The sequence below is a fragment of the Christiangramia oceanisediminis genome, from assembly GCF_022570735.2.
Taxonomy (GTDB): Bacteria; Bacteroidota; Bacteroidia; order Flavobacteriales; family Flavobacteriaceae; genus Christiangramia; species Christiangramia oceanisediminis.
In genome coordinates this window covers 508596-530381 of sequence record NZ_JANCNS010000001.1, presented here as the reverse complement: position 1 = coordinate 530381, position 21786 = coordinate 508596, and the positions used below count along the sequence as shown (strand labels likewise).

The following is a 21786-nucleotide window of genomic DNA, read 5'->3' as shown; positions in this document are numbered from 1 at the left end:
TTCTGTGATAATCTTAAGTTATTTAACCATAAATCTAATATTGGTAAATTCTTCGTATTCTTAGCTTTTCCACCTATATTTGCATTTAGAATCAGTCTATATAAGCTATGGACCCCGATTAAAATTGATCTATGAAATTGAATAGGAAGGATATTCTAAAAGCCCTGGAAACCATATCTGTAGCAGGAGAAGGAAAAAATATGGTAGACAGCGGCGCAGTACAAAACGTAATGACCTTTGGCGATGAAGTAGTGGTAGACCTCGTTCTTCAAACTCCCGCTCTTCATATCAAGAAACGAGCTGAGGTGGATGTGATGAAAGCCATTCACGAAAAGGTTTATGAAAAGGCCAAGGTTAAAGTCAATATTAAAGTTCAGGCACCTGAAAAGAAAAAGCCAGAAATCAAGGGAAAACCTATTCCTGGAATAAAAAATATCATTGCAGTGGCTTCTGGTAAAGGAGGTGTTGGAAAATCTACCGTAACAGCGAACCTGGCAGTGACCCTGTCTAAAATGGGATTCAATGTTGGGATCCTGGATGCCGATATTTATGGACCTTCAGCGCCTATTATGTTTGACGTGGAAGCCGAAAGACCTCTTTCGGTCAATGTAGACGGAAAGTCCAAAATGAAGCCGGTCGAAAATTACGGCGTAAAAATTCTATCTATTGGATTCTTCACCAAGCCAGGACAGGCTGTGGTATGGAGAGGACCAATGGCCGCTAAGGCTTTGAACCAGATGATCTTTGATGCAGACTGGGGTGAACTGGATTTTATGCTGGTAGACCTTCCGCCGGGAACAGGAGATATTCATTTATCTATCATGCAGTCATTGCCAATTACCGGATCTGTGATCGTGAGTACCCCGCAAAATGTGGCACTGGCCGATGCGAAAAAAGGAGTAGCGATGTTCCAGCAGGAAAGTATCAATGTACCTGTCTTGGGAATTATAGAGAACATGGCTTATTTCACACCAGAAGAATTGCCTGATAACAAATATTATATCTTCGGAAAGGAAGGTGCCAGGAATTTGGCGGAAGACCTTAAAGTTCCGTTTCTCGGGGAAATCCCGTTGGTGCAAAGTCTTAGGGAATCTGGAGATATAGGAAGGCCTGCTGCTTTGCAAACGGCCACTCCGCTGGAAACTTCTTTTGAAGAGATCACCAGGAATATGGTACAGGAAACCGTCAACCGAAATAAAAATCTGCCTCCAACCGAAGCCATTAAAATTACCACTATGGCTGGATGTAGTGCGGTTAATAAGAAATAAATGACAAGCGAAGAAGTAAAAATTAATGTTGAAAAGGCACTGGCAGAGATACGTCCGTTCCTGGAAAGTGATGGGGGAAATATCTCTCTGGTCTCCATTGAAGACGATAGGTTAGTAAAAGTACAGCTGGAAGGCGCCTGCGTTGGCTGTTCTGTAAATCAAATGACCTTAAAGAGCGGAGTGGAAATGACCATAAAAAAATATGTGCCGCAAATTGAAGAGGTAGTGAACATTCAGAGATAATGTCTACCAGTCTAATTGAAATCTAACATGATTAAAACCGATATACTTATAATTGGTGCAGGGCCTACCGGCCTTTTTGCAGTTTTTGAAGCAGGATTATTGAAGCTGAAGTGTCATCTAATAGATGCTTTACCCCAACCCGGTGGGCAGTGTTCTGAGATCTATCCTAAAAAACCCATTTACGATATTCCAGGATTCCCTGAAGTTCTTGCCGGTGATCTTGTGGATAATCTAATGGAACAGATCAAACCTTTTGAACCCGGATTTACCCTTGGAGAAAGAGCTGAAACCATCGATAAGCAGGATGACGGGAGTTTTATCGTAACTACAAGTAAGGGAACCAAACATCACGCCCCGGTGGTGGTGATCGCTGGCGGGCTTGGCAGTTTTGAGCCAAGGAAGCCGCCAATTCCTTCCATTAAAAAATATGAGGATAATGGGGTTGCCTATATTATCAGGGATCCGGAAGTTTACCGTGATAAGAAAGTAGTAATTGCCGGAGGAGGTGATTCTGCTCTTGACTGGAGTATATTCCTGGCCGACGTTGCTTCGGAAGTTTCCCTAATACATAGAAGAAAGGATTTTCGTGGAGCTCTGGATTCAGTAGAAAAAGTTGAAGAGCTTTCCAAAATTGGAAAGATCAATCTAATTACCGATGCCGAGGTCGTTGATCTAAAAGGAGAAGATCAGCTGGAATCTGTTGTGATACGTCACAAGGATAAGGCCATGGAAGAAGAGATCAGGGAAACCGATCATTTTATTCCGCTTTTCGGTTTATCTCCAAAACTGGGGCCTATCGCGAACTGGGGACTGGAGATCGAGAAGAACGCCATCAAGGTTGATAATTCGTATGATTATCAAACCAATATTCCCGGTATTTACGCCATAGGAGATGTGAATACCTATAAAGGAAAGCTGAAACTCATTCTTTGTGGATTCCACGAGGCCGCGATTATGTGTCAGAGCGCCTACCAGCGAATCAATCCGGATAAGAAGTATGTTATGAAATATACTACTGTTAGCGGGGTTAACGGCTTTGATGGCAGTAAGAAGGAAGCGAAAAGAGAAGTGGTAAAAAGTATAAATTAGTACAAATATCAAATTGTCACCTTGAGCGATTTAAAAATTCTGAAATAAATTCAGAATGCCGATATTTGAATAATTGAATAAGAATAAATGTCAGACGTTAAGATTACTATTATTGATCGGGAAGGAGAGGCTCACACCATTGATGCACCAACCGATATGAATATGAACCTGATGGAGGTGATCCGGTCTTACGAACTGGCACCTGAAGGAACGATCGGGATTTGTGGAGGAATGGCCATGTGCGCATCCTGTCAATGTTATATTCTCAATTTTGAGCACATGCTTCCCGAGAAGAGTTATGAAGAAGAAGATATGCTGGACCAGGCATTTTTTGTAGAGGATAATAGCCGTTTAAGCTGCCAGATCCCTATTACCAAAGAACTGGATGGTTTGGAGGTGAAGATCGCTCCAGCTTCAGAATAATTGATCCAGGATTCAAGGTTTAAAATTCAAAATCTTGAACCTTGAATCCTGAATTTGAAATTTTAAATAGTAGGAACTTCGGTTTCGGCCTGGATTTCAGCCTGGATACCGTTCCATAGTTCCAGTCTGCTTTTTAGAGCTTTTTCCGCAGTTTCCTTTACTTCCTGCCATTTTCTTTCATCCTTTCCGCAAAGGTCGGCCACCATCTTAAAGGCCATTGGACCATGCTTATCCCCATCTAATTCTATATGGCGATCAAAGTAATATTTGAAAAGGCTTAGATCTTCCTCAGGAAAATTTTTCTGAACACTTCCTATTATGGACGAGAACATGTCTGGGATCAAACCTTCCCGGCCAAAAGTAAATGCCGAAGCGATCTTATGTGGTTCGTTGCTGTACACCACTTCAAATGTGGTCTTCAGAAACTGCTTGATGCTAATGGGTAATTTGCTGGCGGCAATGATCAGGAAAATATCTGTCCCATGGTTTACCTGCATCAAGAAATCCTCGACCTTTGTTTTATCTGCCCGGGCAGCATCCATCGCATCGAGATATATTTCAAAATGGCTCTGGCGTTTTCCGTGGATGTTGATATCGGTTTCTTCAGCCAGGACGATCTCATTGATAAGGTAGCGTACTTCCGGATCTCCAACCGGTAACCATGGATTGGACACCGTTGTTAATCTTTGCTGTAATGCCGTTAGTAAAGACATAAAGTCCCATACAGCGTACACATGATGTTCCATGAATATTTGAAGGTGTTTCGGGGTCTTTATTTCTTTATAAAGAGGGTGGTCTATAAGCTTATTGGTAAGAGGTTTTAAACTTTCGTTTATCTCCTGGATATTCATATGCAATAAAATTTTTGGCAAAGGTAAAGTCCGTAGAAGGAATTATAAAATCCTCGCGAATTTTTAATGCTTGTTTAACTCAGATTTCCAGGCTATTAAATTATTTTAATGATATGTGTTTAGAAATGCGATCGATATTTGTGATCATATTCTATTCTGAAAAGTCAATAGACTATTTAAGGGTGGAAGGGGTCTATGCAAAAAAACCGAAGCCCTTAAAGAAGAAATGCTGTGAAAAATATAAAAAGGGCAAACGTTGCAAACGATGCCCCTGTTTTGATCTTTTATAATGTTCTAGCAATTTTTTTCGCAGATCTCTTTCAATTTCTGCAGCGCTCTTGGCCAGGTTTTCTCAAAATACTCCAGCCATTCATCTTCCGTGTCCATTTCTACTTTTAAGCTGGTAGCATCGTTCTTTTCTTCCAGGTAATAATTCTCGTAAATATCATTTTCAAACGGCACCTCTTTGCCTTTTTCCAGCATGCCCAGGTGTTTGATGCTTATAAATGTATCAGGTTCATGCTTTTCGATCATGCCGTACATCCCTGCTTTTTCTCCATCTTCAGTTTCAGCCAAAAATAGAATTTTACTGCCTTCTTCCCAGGAGCCCTTGTAATGGGAGGTTGGATTGAATTCTGCGGTCCATTCCCGGTATAGCTTTTTGTCCAGCATGATTGGAAAAATGCGTTCATTAGAACAATCGATCTCTATTTGAAAATAAACTTTTTTCATAAAATTGGAATTAAAAAGCCGCATGGCCAGTGATATCCAGGCCGGTTATCAGTAAATGTATGTCGTGGGTTCCTTCATAAGTGATCACACTTTCCAGGTTCATCATGTGTCGCATGATACTGTATTCACCGGTAATTCCCATCCCTCCAAGTATCTGTCTCGCTTCCCGGGCGATGTTAATAGCCATTTCCACATTATTTCTTTTGGCCATAGAGATCTGCGCTGAGGTTGCTTTCCCTTCATTTCTAAGGGTTCCGAGTCTCCAGGCCATTAGCTGGGCTTTGGTGATCTCTGTGATCATCTCAGCCAGTTTCTTTTGCTGAAGCTGTTTGGAGGCGATTGGTACCCCAAACTGTTCTCTTTCCTTGGAATATCGTAAGGCTGTGTCGTAACAATCCATGGCCGCGCCAATGGCTCCCCAGGCAATTCCATACCTGGCAGAATCCAGGCATCCCAGAGGAGCTCCCAATCCGGATTTACCTGGCATCAGGTTTGCCTTAGGTACTTTTACGTTATCGAAGATCAATTCCCCGGTAGCGCTTGCACGAAGCGACCATTTGTTGTGAGTTTCTGGTGTGGAGAAACCTTCCATTCCTCTTTCCACGATCAGGCCGTGAATTCTTCCTTCTTCATTTTTTGCCCAGACTATTGCGATATCAGCAAAGGGAGAATTGGAGATCCACATTTTGGCTCCATTCAGCAAATAATGATCTCCCTTGTCTTTAAAGTTGGTGGTCATTCCGCCGGGATTGGATCCGTGATCGGGTTCAGTTAGACCGAAGCATCCAATCATTTCCCCTGAAGCCAGTTTCGGCAGAAATTTCTCTTTTTGTTCTTCGGTTCCGTATTTGAAAATAGGGTACATAACGAGGGACGATTGTACCGATGCGGTAGATCGAATTCCACTATCACCTCGTTCGATCTCCTGCATGATCAATCCGTAGGAGATTTGATCTAAACCAGCGCCACCATATTCTTCGGGAATATAAGGTCCAAAAGCGCCAATTTCGGCAAGCCCATTAATAAGTTGTTTTGGAAATTTGGCATCCTGGGCGGCCTGCTCTATGATAGGGGAAACTTCGCGCTTTACGAATTCTCTTGTGGCATCGCGCACCATTTTATGTTCGTCGGTCAGGAGCTCATCAAGATTGTAATAATCTGGAGCCTGGAAAAGATCTGGTTTCATTGTGTCGTGTTTCTAACAAATGTAACCAAGTCTTTTATGAGAAGCAATCTTATTTTTAAACCTGTGAGGTTTTCAAAACCTCACAGGTTTTATGGAATTGTTCATGCCGAATTTATTTGAGCATCTCTGCTAATTATCGTTTAGACCTTGGAACTCCCGAACCTTTGGGACAGGGTGACGAAACTTGACCAATTAATTATAATTTCAGGTAGAAATCCTTAATCAGTTTCCTGAATTCAGGTGTATATTCATGTCGGGAGATTTCCAAAACGAGTTCATCTATCATTGGCTCTTTGCGTTCAAAGCTAAAACTGATGAGGCTTCTTTTCAGGGGAGAGTTAATAGTGCCTCTAACCCGGGTAATTCTATTCGGGAATAATCTATGATTTTGGGCGATTTCAACGGCTTTGTTTTCTTCAGAATAAGGAATGATGATATCGAAATGTCCATTTTCAGATAATAGGAGGGAAGCGCCTTCGATGAGTTCTTCCAGCGGAAGGGCGTCTGCGAATCGGGCCTGGTCACGATGTTCATTTCCGCTTTTATAGTCTTCAGAATAAAATGGCGGATTGGAGATCAATAAATCGTATTTGTCCTCGTCCTGCATCTCGTCCACAAACTCATCAAAACCTGCATGATAACAGAAAAGCCGATCACCCCAGTCGCTATTCTCAAAATTTTCTACAGCCTGTTCGTAGGCATTGTCTTCGATCTCAATTGCATCGATCTGAAAGGCTTCAGACCTTTGTGCCAGCATCAGGGCAATTAAACCTGTCCCGGTGCCGATGTCAAGAATACTCTCCGGGTTGTGTTCCAGGGAAGTCCATGCGCCCAGTAATACACCGTCGGTACCGATCTTCATCGCGCAACGATCCTGTTCGATGCTGAATTGTTTGAATTTGAAGGGTTCTTTAGACATGGTATTTTCAATGAATCAATGAATCAATGAATCAATGTAGTAATGAGGGTTTCCGTGTTAATCATTTCGATCCGGATTGATCGGGAGAAATCTCTTTGAGCTTTAATTCTTTATTAAAAAGTAGATTTCTCAGTCGTCCCGATTCGTCGGGACTCCTTCGAAATGACATTCTATATCTTAGGGTCATTGCGATCCGCCAGAGGCGGAGAAGCAATCTCTAGTGACTTCTTCGTTTCATTCGCAATGAAGAGATGTGTCAAGCTGTCTCGATACTTCAGGAGTTTCAGCTTCTGTTGAGATCCTGAAACAAGTTCAGGATGACGTTTTAATTTAATACTTACAGAATAAAAAAAGAGGTCCTAAAATAAGACCTCTTTTTCAGAATATTATAAAAATTAGCTTATCCTAAAGCTACTCTTTCAAATCCTACAACTTCAAGGTCACTGTCTACAGACTTAACGTATTCTGCAACGCTCTGCTTGTTGTCTTTAATATAAGCCTGGTGAACAAGCGTGTTATCCTTAAAGAAACGTTGAAGTTTACCCTGAGCGATCTTATCAAGCATATTTTCTGGCTTACCTTCTTCTCTAAGGGTGTCTTTAGCGATCTCGATCTCTTTATCGATAGTAGCCTGATCAACACCTTCTTCGTTAAGGGCAACCGGGTTCATAGCTGCAGCCTGCATAGAAACGTTTTTCGCAGCTTCTTCAGCTCCTTCTACGTTCTTGGAAAGACCTGTAAGAACGGCGATCTTGTTACCAGCGTGGATATAAGATCCTACGAATGGAGCCTCAAGAGTTTTGAATGCACCAATCTCGATCTTTTCTCCAATAACTCCTGTTTGCTCAGTAAGTTTTTCCTCAACAGTGATCCCTTTGTAATCTGCCTTAAGAAGCTCTTCTTTTGAAGAATAGTTAAGCGCCATATCAGCGAAATCATTAGCCAACTTGATGAAGTCGTCATTCTTTGCAACGAAATCGGTCTCACAGTTTAGAGAGATGATCACACCTTTAGTGTTATCTCCATTTACCTGTGCGATAGCAGCTCCTTCAGAAGAATCTCTGTCGGCTCTCTTGGCAGCAACTTTCTGACCCTTCTTACGAAGTAGTTCGATTGCAGCGTCAAAATCACCTTCAGCTTCAACTAATGCTTTCTTGCAGTCCATCATTCCTGCACCAGTAGCTTTTCTTAATTTATTTACTTCAGCGGCGGTTATCTTAGCCATAATAGTGTTTTTTTATTTAAAAAAGTCGTTTAGAAACTCACTGTAAAGAAAGAAACTAAACGACTTTTAGATTTTATGAAAACGTTATTTTATTCTTCTTCGTTTGATGATTTTGCTTTATCAAGAGTTTCACTCTTAGACTCAAGCTTTACATCTTTCTTAGCTTCTTTCATTGCCTTTTTATCTTCGGCATCGGTTGAAGGAACTTCAGCTTTTTTCTCCTTTTTAGCTTTAGGAGCCTTGTCTTCTTTTCCTTCTTTTGAAGCTTTTTCTTCTTTCTTCTTGGCAGCCTTTTCAGACTTTCTTTCAGAAAGACCTTCAACGATAGAATCTGAAACATAAGAAACAACTTTGCTAATAGATTTAGAAGCATCGTCGTTAGATGGGATTACGTACTCAACCTCACGTGGGTCTGAATTCGTATCTACCATCGCAAAAATTGGAATGTTTAGTTTTTGTGCTTCCTTAACAGCAATGTGCTCACGAGTGATATCCACTACGAACAATGCGCCTGGAAGTCTGGACATATCGGCGATAGAACCAAGGTTCTTTTCAAGCTTCGCTCTTAGACGATCTACCTGAAGACGCTCTTTTTTAGAAAGAGAGTTAAAGGTACCGTCTTTCTTCATTCTATCGATAGAAGCCATTTTCTTAACAGCTTTACGAATAGTTACGAAGTTGGTAAGCATACCACCAGGCCAACGCTCAGTGATATAAGGCATGTTTGCCTTTTCTGCCTGCTCAGCTACGATCTCCTTTGCCTGTTTTTTAGTAGCTACGAAAAGGATCTTTCGGCCACTGGCTGCGATCTTTGCAAGTGCCTCACCGGCCTCCTGCATTTTGGCAGCACTCTTATATAAATTGATGATGTGGATACCATTGCGCTCCATATAGATATATGGGGCCATGTTTGGGTTCCATCTTCTTGTTAAGTGTCCAAAATGAACACCAGCATCAAGTAATTCTTTTACTTCTACTTTGTTTGCCATTTTTGTAATAGTTTACGTTCTGTTGAGATAGCAACATCCAGGTGGCTACTTGATTAAAGTACGGCCCTGGCTGTTTAGATGCTAAACTAACTTCTGCCCGGCATGAACAGAATAACAACAAAAAATTAATTTTTTAATGAACTCTCCGGAAACCAATCCGGTAATAAGATTAACGTTTAGAGAACTGGAATTTCTTACGGGCTTTCTTCTGACCGTATTTCTTACGTTCTACCATACGTGGATCTCTGGTAAGAAGACCTTCTGGCTTAAGAGCACCATGGTTTTCTTCGTCTAGTGAAACCATAGCTCTGGAAAGTGCTAGACGGATCGCTTCAGCCTGTCCAGTGATACCTCCACCGTATACGTTAATTTTAACGTCGAAGTTTCCTTCGTTCTCGGTAAGCATCAATGGCTGGTTTACTTTATAAAGTAGGGTACCAGTAGTGAAGTAATCTTTAAGGTCTTTCTTGTTTACGGTAATGTTTCCTTTTCCTTCTGAAACATATACACGGGCCACAGCAGTCTTTCTACGGCCAATTTTGTGAATTACCTCCATTACTTAACGTCGTTTAAGTTAATAGTTTTAGGTTTTTGCGCTTCGTGATCATGCTCAGATCCTGCATAAACCTTTAGATTTCTGAATAAATCTGCTCCAAGTTTGTTCTTTGGAAGCATGCCTTTTACGGCTTTTTCAACAAGTCTTTCAGGAGATTTGCTGAATAATTCTGAAGCTGTTAGACTTCTTTGTCCACCCGGGTGACCTGTGTGACGAATGTATTCTTTCGAATCCCATTTCTTTCCGGTCAAGTTGACTCCTTGTGCGTTTAGAACAATTACATTGTCTCCGCAGTCAACATGTGGGGTGAAGTTAGGCTTGTGCTTTCCTCTAAGCAAAAATGCTACTCTGGAGGCAAGACGACCCAATGATTGTCCTTCAGCATCTACCACAACCCATTCCTTGGTTCTGGTGGCTTTGTTAGCCGATACTGTTTTGTAACTTAATGTGTCCACACCAATTGATTTTACTAATTATTAAACATTCCAATCCCGTTTGCCCGCATCTCAATCGGGAAAACAGGGGTGCAAATGTACAATTATAAATTCTAATAGCAAATAGGCGATTCATTATTTTATATGCTTCGAAGCTGCTGATTTACAGTTGGATCTACATTAAGCTTAATTTTGACTGCTGTGCAGATTTGTCCAAAACGAATTCTTCTATAAAACAGGGTATTTCTAAGCCTAAAAGTTAAAAGCTGAAATAAGTTCAATATTTAACATTTGGCGGGCAAGATTTGAGCTTTAAAAACGTTTATAGGTGACAGGTTAAATTATTAAGCCATCAATCCTGCCAAATTCAGATTCTATGCTGAAACAATTTGGAGGTAATAAGATTTTTAGAGCTGGATATAAGCCCAGCCTAATTGTAGTTTTTAGTGTTAGTTGGGAAACCTCATAGTTAAAAATCTATGAGGTTTTTCCATTAATGCCAACCCATGAGTTTTGAGACGGGTGTTCTTAAGAAGGCCTTTCTTACATTAAGAATGTGAAGTCATGTATTTCAGGATGAAAACAGGTTTCTTATAGAAAAACATGCAGTAGACTGATAATCAACATGCTGTATGTTTATTTTTGGTGTGATAACATGCTGAAGATGAGACCTGTATTTGCAATTTCCTTAATTATTATTTTCCTTCTTTCTTGCGATGAAATGGCGCCTCCCTTAGGAGAAGATGAATTGTTGATGTCTCAGAATGCTAATATTCAACCAAGACTCTTATACGGTAGCTGGCAAATTTCTGCCATGCAGGCTAATATTCCTGTAGATCTCGATGGTGATGGAAGCAGCAATACAAATTTGTTACTGGAAACCGATTGTTACGATGATATGAGAATTGATTTTTTTGAAAATAATGGATTCTTTTCGATTAATGCCCAAATGGACTTTGCTGCGGGACCGGGAGATGATGAATTCGCCTGTTTAAATAACCGGGAAGATTCTGGGACCTGGGAAATTAACCGGGATGAACTTTTCTTATATATTGTTATTGGCAATATTCTATATACAGATTCAAAAACGATAAAACTATCTGGTAATCGCTTTTCCTTTGAAGTTACCAAGGAGGAGTCTGAGATTTATGTGAACGACCCGGGAAATACGCTGGTGTCTGATATTCAAATCGTTGAACTGGAATACAGCAGAGTTGAATGAAACCTTTGCATGGGTATTCTACCGAGATTCAAATTTTTTATTTCACTAACCTCTAACCTCTAACCTCTAACCTCTAACCTCTAACCTCTAACCTCAAACTGCCAACTGAAAACTGCTCACTGCCCACTGATTAGTGCGCTTCCAGCCAGTTTTCGCCGATCCCAAGTTCTACATCTAAGGGTACTTCCAGTTTGTAGGCGTTCTCCATTTCAGATTTGATCATTTTCTTGACCTCTTCCAGTTCGCTTTTGTGAGCATCGAACACCAGTTCATCATGAACCTGCAGCAACATCCTGGTCTTGTAATTTCCTTCTTCAAGTTTACGGTGAATGTTGATCATCGCCAGTTTGATGATATCTGCGGCACTTCCCTGTATAGGTGCGTTAACCGCGTTTCGCTCGGCGGCACCTCGTACTACCTGGTTTCTTGAATTGATGTCTTTTAAATATCTTCTTCTACCCAGAACCGTAGAAACATAGCCATGTTCCCTGGCATATTCCACCTGGTCTGCGATATAGCCGCTCAATTTTGGATAGGTCTTATAATAGGTATCGATCAGTTCCTTGGCTTCGCTCCTCGAAAGCGAGGTTTGATTGCTGAGTCCGAAGGCTGAAACTCCATAAATGATCCCAAAATTCACTGTTTTCGCATTGCTTCGTTGCTCCCTGGTCACTTCCTCGATGGGGACTCCAAAAACTTTCGCTGCGGTTGATGCGTGAATATCTTCCCCATCCTGGAAGGCTTTGATCATGTTCTCTTCCTTGCTGAGTGCTGCAATGATCCTTAGTTCAATCTGGGAATAATCGGCAGCAAGTAGCACGTAATTTTCATCTCGTGGTACAAAAGCCTTTCTTACCTGTCGTCCTCTTTCGGTCCTGATCGGGATATTCTGAAGGTTGGGATTATTGGAGCTTAATCTTCCAGTGGCTGCAGTGGTCTGCACATAATCTGTATGAACCCTGCCTGTGGTTTTTTCAACCTGGTTTGGTAGCGCATCCACATAGGTGTTCTGAAGTTTTACCAATCCCCTGTAATCCAGAACGTGTTTGATGATGGCATGTTCTTCTGCAAGGCCAGAAAGTACATCTTCACTGGTGGAATACTGCCCGGTTTTGGTCTTTTTCGGTTTTTTGACGAGGGCCATTTTTTCGAATAAAATGATCCCTAATTGTTTTGGTGAACTGATGAGAAATTCCTCTCCTGCAGCTTCGTAGATTTTAACTTCAAGTTCCTTGATATCGGCAGCAAGTGCTTCAGAAAGCGATCTTAAATAAACTTCATCCAGTTTGATCCCTTCCAGTTCCATATCGGCCAGTACCTTCACCAGTGGAATTTCGATCTCGTTGAAAAGCTTCCTGGTTTCGGCTTCATCCAGCTCTTTTTCAAAAAAGTTTTTCAGCTGAAAAGTGATATCGGCATCTTCGGCGGCATATTCGGTTTGTTTATCAAGCGGAACATCACGCATGCTTCCCTGATTCTTACCCTTTTTCCCGATAAGTTCGGTAATTGGCTGTGGAGAATAGTTGAGGTAAGTTTCGGCCAGTACATCCATATTATGGCGCATATCCGGATTGATGAGGTAATGTGCGATCATGGTGTCGAAAAGCGGGCCTTTTACCTCCAGGTTATATTTGTCCAGAACCTCGATATCATACTTAAGATTCTGGCCTACTTTTTCAATTTTTTCATCTTCAAAGAATTCTCGTAGCTCCTCGATGATCTTCTGAGCCTCCTGCTGGTCTTCCGGAAAGGGAATATAAAAGCCTTTCCCGGTCTCCCAGGAAAATGCGATTCCAACCAGCTGTGCTTCCAACGGATTCAAACTGGTGGTTTCAGTATCAAAACAAACGCTCTTTTGTTTCAAAAGCCTTTCCATAAAAAGCTTTCTGGCCATTTCAGTATTTATTGCCTGGTAGAAATGAGGCGTATCGCCCAGGTTGGTCCTTGAAGAGGTGCGCTCGATCTCCTCGCCGTCTCCTCCAAATAATGAGAATTGACCGGCGCCCGCAGTGGCTTCAGCGTTTTTCTTAGCTGAAGGAGAATTGGTCACCTGGGTTTGAGCAGTATCTTCTTCCCCTGAAAATAATTTGATGAACTGGTCTTTTAGTCTTCGGAATTCGAGTTCATCAAATATTTCCTGTACTTTTTGTCCATCGGGCATTGAAAGTTCATAATCTTTCGCATGGAATTTCACATCACAATTGGTAAAGATGGTCGCCAGTTTTTTGGAAAGGATTCCCAGTTCGGCATTTTCGATCACCTTTTCCTTCATCTTTCCTTTAAGGTCATCGGTGTTCGCCAGCAGGCCTTCCATGCTGCCGTATTTTTTTAAGAACTTCTTAGCGGTCTTTTCACCCACACCAGGAAGTCCGGGAATATTATCAACCGAGTCTCCCATCATCCCCAGGAAATCGATCACCTGTTCAGGTCTTTCTACTTCAAATTTCTTCTGGACTTCCGGAATTCCCCAGATCTCGATCCCGTTACCCATCCGGGCCGGGCGGTACATAAAGATATTTTCAGTGACGAGCTGGGCAAAATCCTTATCGGGAGTTACCATATAGACCTTGTAATTCTCTTTTTCGGCCTGTTTTGCCAGGGTTCCAATAATGTCATCAGCTTCCATTCCGGCGCATTCAACTACCGGAATGTGCATGGCCTTTAGAATATCCTGTATTATCGGGATGGCCTCGCGGATGGGTTCTGGAGTTTCGTCCCGGTTTGCCTTATATTCCGAGAACATCTCGGTTCGCTCCTTGCTGCCGTCTTTATCAAAACAAACCGCCAGGTGATCTGGCTTTTCCCTTCTAATCACATCAAACAGGGAGTTGGTGAATCCCATAATGGCAGAAGTATTGAAACCCTTGGAATTGATCCTGGGATTCTTGATAAAAGCGTAATATCCGCGGAAAATTAAAGCGTATGCATCGAGTAAAAAGAGGCGTTTTTGTTCGGCCATTGGTATTGTTTAAATTGAATTCTGAGAATATTTCAAAACTACGAAGATAAAATTAGTCTTACCTAAGATTGATTTCAATTTAGAGATTTTATCGTCACCTTATGCACAGTTTAAAGGTTAGCTTGTTCTGGTTGTTTTAGCTTTAGGCTTCGACTCCGCTCAGCCTGACAGTTTGGGTTCATTATAGATAGATCCACGGCTTCGACTCTGCTCAGCCTGACAGCGTGGGATGGAGAACCAGCATATCCAGGTTAAAATTTAGTTTATAAAGTCATTTCGAAGGAGTTCCGATGCTTCGGAACGACTGAAAAATCTGTTGTCAATTCATTTGTAATTGGTAAGGATCAATCCTTCAAATACGAATCGCTTGGATTATTCGTGCTCTCACCATTATGAAATTTCGCGTAGCTGAAGCCTTTATGAATACAATAGGATCCAATTTCTCCTTTTTTGTTCATGGCAACATAGGCAACCTGGAAATCCCTGAAATTTGCATTTTGTTTTATGGTTCTCAGTACCGCTTCCTTACAGGCTTCCTGCGGATTTTTTCCCTGCCGCATCAATTCAACTATTAGAAAACTACCTACGCTTTTCATGATCGCTTCGCCCATTCCTGTACCCACGGCTCCACCAATTTCGTTGTCCAGGAACAATCCGGCACCAATGATGGGTGAATCACCTACTCGGCCGTTCATCTTATACGAAAGTCCGCTTGTGGTGCAGGCACCCGCAATATCTCCGTTTTCGTCCATGCAAAGCATCCCGATGGTATCGTGATTTTCGATATTGATAATGGGTTTATATTGTTTGTGTTCCAGCCATTCTTTCCAGGCTTTTTCAGATTCCTCGGTAAGCAGGTTCTTCCTTTTAAATCCCTGCTGGATAGCGAACTGAAGAGCTCCTTCACCAGCCAGCATTACATGCGGAGTTTCTTCCATGACTTTCCTGGCTACCGAAACCGGGTGAGCGATCTCCTTCAGGTAAACCACCGAGCCGGCATTACCATCGGGCGACATGATGCAGGCGTCCAGGGTCACATTTCCGTCACGGTCTGGTGCGCCGCCATCACCAACCGTGGTGTTTTTCAAATTGGATTCCTCTACCATCACGCCTTTTTCCACGGCATCTAAAGCCGAGGCTCCGTCTTCTAGCATGGCTCCGGCTAATTTCGTGGCATTCTGAAAGTTCCAGGTAGCAACGGCTACAGGTTTTGTAGAGGTGTTTTTTGTCATGGCAAACAGGTTTGTTGAGATGAGGCCCGATCCTAAAGAAATACCTGCTAAAGAAATGGCAGATCTTTCTATGAATTTACGTCTTTGCATAAGTAATTAAATTGGATAAGAAAACAGGAGGAATTTCTTACTTTGTGATCTTTCCGCTGAATTTTAAAAAAATTAAATATACTAAAATGCTCATAGAAGTTTGTGCCAATTCTTTGGAGTCTGCCTTGAATGCCGAGAAAGGAGGGGCCGATCGTATAGAGTTGTGTTCTGAACTGGGTGTGGGAGGAATTACTCCTTCCTTCGGATTGATACGATCTGTTTTAGAAAGAATTTCAATCCCGGTTCATGTTTTGATCAGGCCCAGGAGCGGCAATTTCACCTATTCTGAAATGGAATTTGAGGTGATGCTGTCCGATATTGAAATTTGTAAAGAAATGGGTGTTTCCGGGATCGTTTCCGGCGCTTTGAATGATAAGCGCGAGATCGACCTGGAGAAAACTTCAAAATTAGTCCAGGCTTCAGAAGGTATTCACTTCACTTTTCACCGGGCTTTCGATTGGTTAAAAGATCCTGTACGGTCTTTGGGACAATTAGAAGATTTAGGTGTTCAAAGCATTTTAACTTCAGGAGGCAAAAGCAATGTTGATGAAGGTTTTGAAAATCTTATCAAATTGAAGGAGGCGGCCAAGAGATGTACTATCATGCCGGGAAGTGGCGTAAACCTGGAAAATATTGCCCAATTCAAAAATTCCGGTTTTCAGGCCGTGCATTTTTCAGCCTCAAAAATTATAGATGAGGTAGCTTATGAGATCCCGGTTCCAATGAATTCAGAAAAATTTCTTCAGGAACATATAAAGACAATCAGCGATGACAAGCTCATCAAGGAAATGATCAAAAAGATCAGGTAGAATTGAAGGTTTTCGTCTAAAACATCCTCGCAATTAGATATAATTATTTTAAGGTCGCACTTTATCGATGTGCCTGGTAAAAGGGGCTTATGCCGAATTTTTTAAAATAGGTCATTAAGTCGCAATTCTAATTAAAGGAATCGATCTATATTCGTATCGGCGGATTCTTAAATTAAGCCAGCAATTAGTTTTATATGTTCGCCTCAGAAACCTGGTCTCTTTACGTTACGATTCTCTTAGTAGTTTATGCACTGGTGATCCTCTTTTTCGTGATTAGGGGGAACCTGAAAACCAAAGACATTAATGATTACGCGATTGGAAGCGGGTTCCCGGCCTGGGCGGTTGGGTTAAGCCTGGCGGCTTCCATGACCAGCGCTGCTACATTTATTATTAATCCGGGCTTTATCGCTCTGTACGGATTCTCAGGCATCATCTCCTTCGGAATAGTGATGCCAATAGCGATTTTTGCCTCCCTTATATTCTTTACCAAGGCATTCCAGCGCTATGGTTCTACGGTGAAAGCCTTGACCATGGCTCAATGGATAGGGAAGCGCTATGATTCAAAAGGACTGACGCTGTTTTTTGCCATTCTTTCCCTGTTGCTGATCACCTTTATCGTATTGATATGTGTTGGTTTAACCCAGATCATCTCCAAATCATTGAACCTCGAGCCATTTTACGTGCTGATGGGGCTGATCACTTTAGTTTTTGGCTATACCATGTTTGGAGGAGCTAATTCCATGGTTTATACCAATACGGTGCAGGCAATCATTATGTTCATAGTAGCGATCATCTTGCTCGCTTCTGGTTCAGAATATTTCTCCAACGGAATTGACGGTTTTGTTTCCTTGCTTAACGAGATCGATCCGAATCTTACCAAGGCAACCAACGAGGCCAGTTTCCTGTTCAGGGATTATTTCGAGATCATCGTGTGCCAGATCATAATCGGGATCGCGATCGTATGTCAGCCGCATATCATTACGAAAACTCTTTTTCTGAAAAGTGAGAAATCGGTGAACCAATACCTCACCGTTGCCATCGTTTGCATGATTTTCTTCTTTCTGGTTGTGATCGTTGGTTTATATGCCCGTATCACTTTTCCTGACCTGAGTTATGAAGGAACTCCTTTGAAAATGGATGAACTGGTTTCAGCTTATGTGGTGAAAACCTTTACTGCCGGAGTGGGTGTGATCATCGTGGCCGGGCTTATTTCAGCAGGGCTTTCTACCCTGGAGGCACTGATCCAGTCTTTATCTACAACCATTACTACCGATCTTATTTCCGGTTTAATGCCTGAAAAGAATTTTAATATGGTCGCGCTAAATAAAGTGGTGATCATTGTGCTTGCCATCATAAGCTTTTTCCTGAGCTACGACCAGATCGTCGATCCAAATGTGAGTGTGGGTATCTTCGCCCAGAATGGGGTCTATGCCTATTTTGCGGCAGCCTTTGTACCTGTATTATTCGGAATCTATTTTAAGAAAGTAAGCAAGAATGCGGTCTTTATCGCCAGTTTTTCCGCGGTGGCCATTCATTTTATCGTCTATTATGGAAGGATAACGCCCTATATGCAGGAACCGGTGAACAATCCCGGGGTTTCTGCAGCAATCGCCGTGGTCGCCTCTTTTATAATAGGTAATTCTCTATATTTAGTCAGCAGAAAAAGAGCATGAATTATTTCGACTGGATAGGAAAATGGTCGGTTTATACGCCCGATAAAGTTGCAGTGCGTTGCGCTGATAGCGATGGTTGCTATACCTACAAGGAGTTGCACCAGGAGGCCTTAAGGCTGGAAGCTTATCTTCAAAATGAATTAAATATAACCCAGGGTGATCGCATCGCGGTGCTCGGTCAGCATTCCATTGAATATTTGATCCTGTTCATCGCTGCTCAACGCATGGGAGCTATTTTAGTGCCTTTGAATTATAGATCTTCGGTTCCTGAATTCGTTTATTGCCTGAAGGATACAGAGCCTGCACTATTGGTTTTCGATCTGGGTACTTTCGGTGACTTAAATGACAAAATTCAGGAGCAAATAAGTGTGAAGGGCCTGTCTTTCCAGGAAATGTTTCAGGCTGCCTCTGGTTTTGAAGCTGTGGAGACAAAAAAGGAGATCCTTCCAGAGCAACCTGTTTTTATTTTCTATACCTCGGGTACTACCGGGAAACCAAAAGGAGTGGTGTATACCAACAAAATGTTGTTCTGGAACAGCCTGAATACCTCGGTGCAATTGGAGATCACTTCTAAAGATTCAACTTTGAACGTGCTGCCTCCCTATCATACTTCTGGATGGAATGTACTGGTACTGCCAATGCTGCATCGTGGAGCAAGAGTAGATTTTATGCGGGCCTTCAAGGCAAAACGGGTTTTAGACTATTTACAAAAGGAAAAGATAAGCCTGTTTCTGGCCATTCCAACCATGCTGAAAATGATGGCCGGAAAATCCTGTTTCAGCGATTTTAAGGCACCACATTTAAAATATATGGTTGTGGGTGGTGAAAGTCTAAGCGTTTCGCTAATCGATACCTGGGCACAAAAAGGAGTCCTGTTACGACAGGGTTACGGTTTAACCGAAGCCGGTCCCTGTATCACCTCGTTGCATCACCATGACGCGCTTTGGAAAAAAGGCTCTATAGGGAAGCTTAATTTTTATGTAGACCACAGGATCCTCGATGAAGAGGGCAGGGAAGTGGCCACAGGAACACCGGGTGAACTGTGTCTTAGCGGAAATATCGTAACGCCGGGTTACTGGAATAATTCTGCCTACACGCTTGAAAAGATTAAGGATGGCTGGTTTTATACCGGCGATATTGTGAGTATGGACGATGCCGGTTTTATGTATATCCACGGAAGAAAGAACCAGATGTTCATTTCTGGAGGCGAGAATATTTACCCATCAGAGATCGAAAATGTGCTTATTAAATCTGAATTTGTCAGGGAGGTCGCGGTTTTGGGAGTTCCAGATGAAAATTGGGGGGAAACCGGAGTTGCTTTTGTGGTGCCTGTGAACAGAGATGTTTCTGAAGAACAGCTTTTCCATCTTATGAAACAGCATCTGGCGTCTTATAAGATCCCCAAGGCCATCGTTTTTCTCGAATCCCTTCCGAAGATAGGAATCGGAAAGATAGACCGGCAAAGCTTAAAAAAGAAATACAAGTCTATAACCCATGAAAAAAAGAATATTAGTTAGTATTTTATGTTTAATGCTCACAGGTTTAAAAGCCCAAAAGAACATAAGTGAAATTTTAAGTTATCCTTCCACCGTGCAAAAAATAAAATTAGATTCTGAAGAGATCGTATACCTGGAAACCGGGAAGGGGGCAACCAGTATTCTTTTTGTGCATGGTCTTTCCAGCACCCTGCAGTCCTGGGAAAACAACCTGGAGGGCCTGGGTGATGATTTTCGATGTATTGCGATCGACCTTCCGGGTTATGGTAAATCTTCCCGAAACCGCACCGATTACAGCCTAAGCGAGTATGCTGATATGATAAGGGAATTTATTCAGAAAAAGGAACTTGAAAATGTGATCCTTGCCGGGCATTCGATGGGCGGGCAGATCGCCATGCATACAGTGCTGGAATATCCTGAGGTTTTTGAAAAACTGGTACTGGTTGCACCGGCCGGGATCGAAACCTTTACCCCGCAGGAAGCAACACTTATGAAATCTTCCTATACCCCGGCCATGCTAATGGCTTCCAGCGACGAACAGATCCTCGCTAATTACAAGCTCAATTTTTATGAATTTCCGGAGTCGGCAAGTAAGATGGTGGAGCAGCGCATCGCGATGAAGGAGGCTGGAGATTTTCCTCAATACGCTGAAACCGTGGTGAACAATATTCATGCAATGCTGGACGAGCCGGTCATAGAAAGGATTTCTGAAATTTCCATTCCGGTGCTTATGATCTTCGGAAAGAATGATATGCTTATTCCAAACCGCTATTTTCATCCCGATGAAAGTATTGAAAGCCTGGTGGAGACTTCAGAAGAAAAATTTAAGGATCTGGAGGTGGAAGTGATCGATGAGGCCGGGCATTTTGTCAATTTTGAAAAAGCGACAGAAGTGAACCAACTAATAAGAGATTTTGCAGGAGAATGAAATCGAAACTTAAGATATTCCTGGAATTTTCAGAAAGTGTACTGCCTCATGAGGCGGCTTTTCTGTTAAGAGAGAACCGCATCAGGGATGATGAAAAGGAGGAGATCTTAAGAAAGGTTTGTAGAAATGCCGAGCAGTTCGAGGCCACCGAAGAATTCGATGAGGATATTGACAAACGCAAATATGCCTATATCAAGAAATGGATAGCCCGTAAGCTGGAGCGCGTAGATGTGGATTCGAACCTGGAATATCTAACCTATATCGAAAAGCAGGTGCTTACAGATACTATCACTTCAGAAGAAGAGAAATTGCTGCAGGAAGAGATTAGCAAATATGACCAGACCTCTTTTTATTTTCAGAAATTCTATGAACTGGTAAGGGAATACCAGGATTTCCTGCTGGTTAGATTTAGGTACAAAGACTGTGAACTAACCGGGGATTTCCTGGAAAGGAACCGGGGATTTTACGAGAAAGCATTGAAGGTCAAGGAAGAGATCTTTCACGCCACGCGCGATCTAACCTACCAGTATACCACCCGAAGCACCAATACCAAGCACTGGGAATCTGTTTTACAGGCTCATCTTCATGATGCCGAGCTGGACGGAAGAAATAAATACCATGCTTTTGTAAGGCTGGTTTTCCTTTATTTCAATTATAAGGAATATGAAAAGGCACGGGAGATTTTTGATTATGTAGATGGTCTCTTTAAAAAAGGTTTGATGTATTCAAGGCGGGTGCTGTTCAACTACTATGCGAACCGGGTGATCCTGCACTCCAATCTAAAAGACCTGGAAAAAGCCGAATATTACGCGCAGCTTTCGGTAAAACAGGACAACAGCGATAAATTGTTCTATCTGAACAACCTGGTGGCAATTTTGCTAAAAAAAGATAAGAACAAAGAGGCTTTAGAGGTACTCACCGCTAATTACGCCTTATTCAAGAATTCATTCAATCATCATCAAAAGCTGGGCTTTGCAACCCACTACATAAGGACCCTGGTGCGCAATAAACGGATTGCGATCGCAGAAACCTTCGCCAAAAATTTCATCTTTGAGAATAAGAAACATCTTTTTGATCACCGGTGGAGCCGGTTCTTTTCCAATTACCTGATGCTGCTTACTACAGCCGAAAAACCGGCCGAAGTGATCAAGATCTCCAAAAAATATAATCTCCTGGAGCGGGAAATTGAAACATCCGGCAACTATAATTTCATTCCGAAGATCCACTGGTATTATTACCTGGCGACCTATTTAAACGGGAATATTTCTGAAGACAGTCTTTTTAGAAGAATATCAGAGATTACAGCTACTTCACATTTTGATAATGAGGGGCTGGAAGCCCTGAACGAATTTATTGACAGGCTTTCATTTGCGCAACCTTCATTCTTTTCTGGATTAAAGTCGCACTTTTCATCAAACCTGCTTATTTCCTGATCTTAGAGGTGTTTTTGACATTCAGAAAC

Annotated in this window: 20 protein-coding genes; 10 read left to right on the top strand and 10 right to left on the bottom strand. The window is 42.0% G+C overall.

Annotated features, from left to right (window positions below):
• Positions 1-131: 131 nt before the first annotated feature.
• The 4 genes from MKO06_RS02355 (at position 132) to MKO06_RS02340 (ending at position 3023) form a co-directional block, all read left to right on the top strand.
• The gene (locus MKO06_RS02355) at positions 132-1268 is read left to right on the top strand and encodes an Mrp/NBP35 family ATP-binding protein (protein WP_241550736.1); all 1137 of its coding nucleotides are present in this window, start codon (positions 132-134) and stop codon (positions 1266-1268) included.
• A complete protein-coding gene (locus tag MKO06_RS02350; protein WP_241550735.1) occupies positions 1269-1511 on the top strand; it encodes a NifU family protein in 243 nt (80 codons plus the stop codon). It begins immediately after the preceding gene.
• 27 nt (positions 1512-1538) lie between these two features.
• Positions 1539-2600, top strand: a complete 1062-nt coding sequence (locus MKO06_RS02345; protein WP_241550734.1) for an NAD(P)/FAD-dependent oxidoreductase — start codon at positions 1539-1541, stop codon at positions 2598-2600.
• A gap of 87 nt (positions 2601-2687) precedes the next feature.
• The gene (locus tag MKO06_RS02340; RefSeq protein WP_241550733.1) at positions 2688-3023 is read left to right on the top strand and encodes a 2Fe-2S iron-sulfur cluster-binding protein; all 336 of its coding nucleotides are present in this window, start codon (positions 2688-2690) and stop codon (positions 3021-3023) included.
• Between the two features lie 62 nt (positions 3024-3085).
• Here the strand turns inward: MKO06_RS02340 and MKO06_RS02335 are convergent, their stop codons facing one another.
• From MKO06_RS02335 to rplM, 8 genes are all read right to left on the bottom strand, one after another.
• The gene (locus MKO06_RS02335; protein ID WP_241550732.1) at positions 3086-3874 is read right to left on the bottom strand and encodes a DUF3050 domain-containing protein; all 789 of its coding nucleotides are present in this window, start codon (positions 3872-3874) and stop codon (positions 3086-3088) included.
• A gap of 294 nt (positions 3875-4168) precedes the next feature.
• A complete protein-coding gene (locus MKO06_RS02330) occupies positions 4169-4606 on the bottom strand; it encodes an SRPBCC domain-containing protein (RefSeq protein WP_241550731.1) in 438 nt (145 codons plus the stop codon).
• A 10-nt stretch (positions 4607-4616) separates the two neighbouring features.
• On the bottom strand, positions 4617-5792 hold the full coding sequence (locus MKO06_RS02325) for an acyl-CoA dehydrogenase family protein (protein ID WP_241550730.1): 1176 nt from the start codon (positions 5790-5792) through the stop codon (positions 4617-4619).
• Between the two features lie 196 nt (positions 5793-5988).
• Complete coding sequence (locus tag MKO06_RS02320) at positions 5989-6711, bottom strand: tRNA1(Val) (adenine(37)-N6)-methyltransferase (RefSeq protein ID WP_241550729.1); 723 nt, start codon at positions 6709-6711, stop codon at positions 5989-5991.
• 400 nt (positions 6712-7111) lie between these two features.
• A complete protein-coding gene (tsf, locus tag MKO06_RS02315) occupies positions 7112-7936 on the bottom strand; it encodes a translation elongation factor Ts (protein WP_241550728.1) in 825 nt (274 codons plus the stop codon).
• An 89-nt stretch (positions 7937-8025) separates the two neighbouring features.
• Positions 8026-8925, bottom strand: coding sequence for a 30S ribosomal protein S2 (gene rpsB / locus MKO06_RS02310; RefSeq protein WP_241550727.1), 900 nt, complete (start codon positions 8923-8925; stop codon positions 8026-8028).
• A gap of 169 nt (positions 8926-9094) precedes the next feature.
• Positions 9095-9481, bottom strand: coding sequence for a 30S ribosomal protein S9 (gene rpsI, locus MKO06_RS02305; RefSeq protein WP_241550726.1), 387 nt, complete (start codon positions 9479-9481; stop codon positions 9095-9097).
• Positions 9481-9936 carry a 50S ribosomal protein L13 gene (gene rplM / locus MKO06_RS02300; RefSeq protein ID WP_241550725.1) on the bottom strand — a complete coding sequence of 152 codons (456 nt, stop codon included), beginning with the start codon at positions 9934-9936 and terminating at the stop codon, positions 9481-9483. The genes rpsI and rplM overlap by 1 nt, the downstream gene beginning before the upstream one ends.
• 643 nt (positions 9937-10579) lie before the next feature.
• Between rplM and MKO06_RS02295 the strand changes: the two genes are divergently transcribed.
• The gene (locus tag MKO06_RS02295) at positions 10580-11137 is read left to right on the top strand and encodes a lipocalin-like domain-containing protein (protein WP_241550724.1); all 558 of its coding nucleotides are present in this window, start codon (positions 10580-10582) and stop codon (positions 11135-11137) included.
• Positions 11138-11267: 130 nt separating this feature from the next.
• On the opposite strand, the gene polA is transcribed toward MKO06_RS02295, so the two are convergent.
• A complete protein-coding gene (gene polA / locus MKO06_RS02290; protein ID WP_241550723.1) occupies positions 11268-14096 on the bottom strand; it encodes a DNA polymerase I in 2829 nt (942 codons plus the stop codon).
• 344 nt (positions 14097-14440) lie between these two features.
• Complete coding sequence (locus tag MKO06_RS02285) at positions 14441-15418, bottom strand: glycosylasparaginase (RefSeq protein WP_241550722.1); 978 nt, start codon at positions 15416-15418, stop codon at positions 14441-14443.
• An 86-nt stretch (positions 15419-15504) separates the two neighbouring features.
• Between MKO06_RS02285 and MKO06_RS02280 the strand changes: the two genes are divergently transcribed.
• From MKO06_RS02280 to MKO06_RS02260, 5 genes are all read left to right on the top strand, one after another.
• Entirely contained in the window at positions 15505-16227 is a 723-nt protein-coding gene (locus tag MKO06_RS02280) for a copper homeostasis protein CutC (protein WP_241550721.1), read from the top strand.
• A gap of 194 nt (positions 16228-16421) precedes the next feature.
• The gene (locus MKO06_RS02275; protein WP_241550720.1) at positions 16422-17900 is read left to right on the top strand and encodes a sodium:solute symporter family transporter; all 1479 of its coding nucleotides are present in this window, start codon (positions 16422-16424) and stop codon (positions 17898-17900) included.
• Entirely contained in the window at positions 17897-19417 is a 1521-nt protein-coding gene (locus tag MKO06_RS02270; protein ID WP_241550719.1) for a class I adenylate-forming enzyme family protein, read from the top strand. Before MKO06_RS02275 ends, MKO06_RS02270 begins: the two co-directional genes overlap by 4 nt.
• Positions 19395-20324, top strand: a complete 930-nt coding sequence (locus MKO06_RS02265) for an alpha/beta fold hydrolase (protein WP_241550718.1) — start codon at positions 19395-19397, stop codon at positions 20322-20324. The genes MKO06_RS02270 and MKO06_RS02265 overlap by 23 nt, the downstream gene beginning before the upstream one ends.
• On the top strand, positions 20321-21757 hold the full coding sequence (locus tag MKO06_RS02260) for a hypothetical protein (RefSeq protein WP_241550717.1): 1437 nt from the start codon (positions 20321-20323) through the stop codon (positions 21755-21757). Before MKO06_RS02265 ends, MKO06_RS02260 begins: the two co-directional genes overlap by 4 nt.
• Positions 21758-21786: the final 29 nt, after the last annotated feature.

What these genes read in the sequence shown, in the direction of transcription:
- MKO06_RS02270 (WP_241550719.1), top strand. Translation starts at nt 17,897, where the DNA reads ATGAATTATTTCGACTGGATAGGAAAATGGTCGGTTTATACGCCCGAT.
- MKO06_RS02330 (WP_241550731.1), bottom strand. Translation starts at nt 4,606, where the DNA reads ATGAAAAAAGTTTATTTTCAAATAGAGATCGATTGTTCTAATGAACGC.
- MKO06_RS02340 (WP_241550733.1), top strand. Translation starts at nt 2,688, where the DNA reads ATGTCAGACGTTAAGATTACTATTATTGATCGGGAAGGAGAGGCTCAC.
- rpsI (WP_241550726.1), bottom strand. Translation starts at nt 9,481, where the DNA reads ATGGAGGTAATTCACAAAATTGGCCGTAGAAAGACTGCTGTGGCCCGT.
- MKO06_RS02325 (WP_241550730.1), bottom strand. Translation starts at nt 5,792, where the DNA reads ATGAAACCAGATCTTTTCCAGGCTCCAGATTATTACAATCTTGATGAG.
- rpsB (WP_241550727.1), bottom strand. Translation starts at nt 8,925, where the DNA reads ATGGCAAACAAAGTAGAAGTAAAAGAATTACTTGATGCTGGTGTTCAT.
- MKO06_RS02280 (WP_241550721.1), top strand. Translation starts at nt 15,505, where the DNA reads ATGCTCATAGAAGTTTGTGCCAATTCTTTGGAGTCTGCCTTGAATGCC.
- polA (WP_241550723.1), bottom strand. Translation starts at nt 14,096, where the DNA reads ATGGCCGAACAAAAACGCCTCTTTTTACTCGATGCATACGCTTTAATT.
- MKO06_RS02350 (WP_241550735.1), top strand. Translation starts at nt 1,269, where the DNA reads ATGACAAGCGAAGAAGTAAAAATTAATGTTGAAAAGGCACTGGCAGAG.
- MKO06_RS02295 (WP_241550724.1), top strand. Translation starts at nt 10,580, where the DNA reads ATGAGACCTGTATTTGCAATTTCCTTAATTATTATTTTCCTTCTTTCT.
- MKO06_RS02335 (WP_241550732.1), bottom strand. Translation starts at nt 3,874, where the DNA reads ATGAATATCCAGGAGATAAACGAAAGTTTAAAACCTCTTACCAATAAG.
- MKO06_RS02355 (WP_241550736.1), top strand. Translation starts at nt 132, where the DNA reads ATGAAATTGAATAGGAAGGATATTCTAAAAGCCCTGGAAACCATATCT.
- MKO06_RS02260 (WP_241550717.1), top strand. Translation starts at nt 20,321, where the DNA reads ATGAAATCGAAACTTAAGATATTCCTGGAATTTTCAGAAAGTGTACTG.
- MKO06_RS02275 (WP_241550720.1), top strand. Translation starts at nt 16,422, where the DNA reads ATGTTCGCCTCAGAAACCTGGTCTCTTTACGTTACGATTCTCTTAGTA.
- MKO06_RS02320 (WP_241550729.1), bottom strand. Translation starts at nt 6,711, where the DNA reads ATGTCTAAAGAACCCTTCAAATTCAAACAATTCAGCATCGAACAGGAT.
- MKO06_RS02285 (WP_241550722.1), bottom strand. Translation starts at nt 15,418, where the DNA reads ATGCAAAGACGTAAATTCATAGAAAGATCTGCCATTTCTTTAGCAGGT.
- MKO06_RS02265 (WP_241550718.1), top strand. Translation starts at nt 19,395, where the DNA reads ATGAAAAAAAGAATATTAGTTAGTATTTTATGTTTAATGCTCACAGGT.
- tsf (WP_241550728.1), bottom strand. Translation starts at nt 7,936, where the DNA reads ATGGCTAAGATAACCGCCGCTGAAGTAAATAAATTAAGAAAAGCTACT.
- MKO06_RS02345 (WP_241550734.1), top strand. Translation starts at nt 1,539, where the DNA reads ATGATTAAAACCGATATACTTATAATTGGTGCAGGGCCTACCGGCCTT.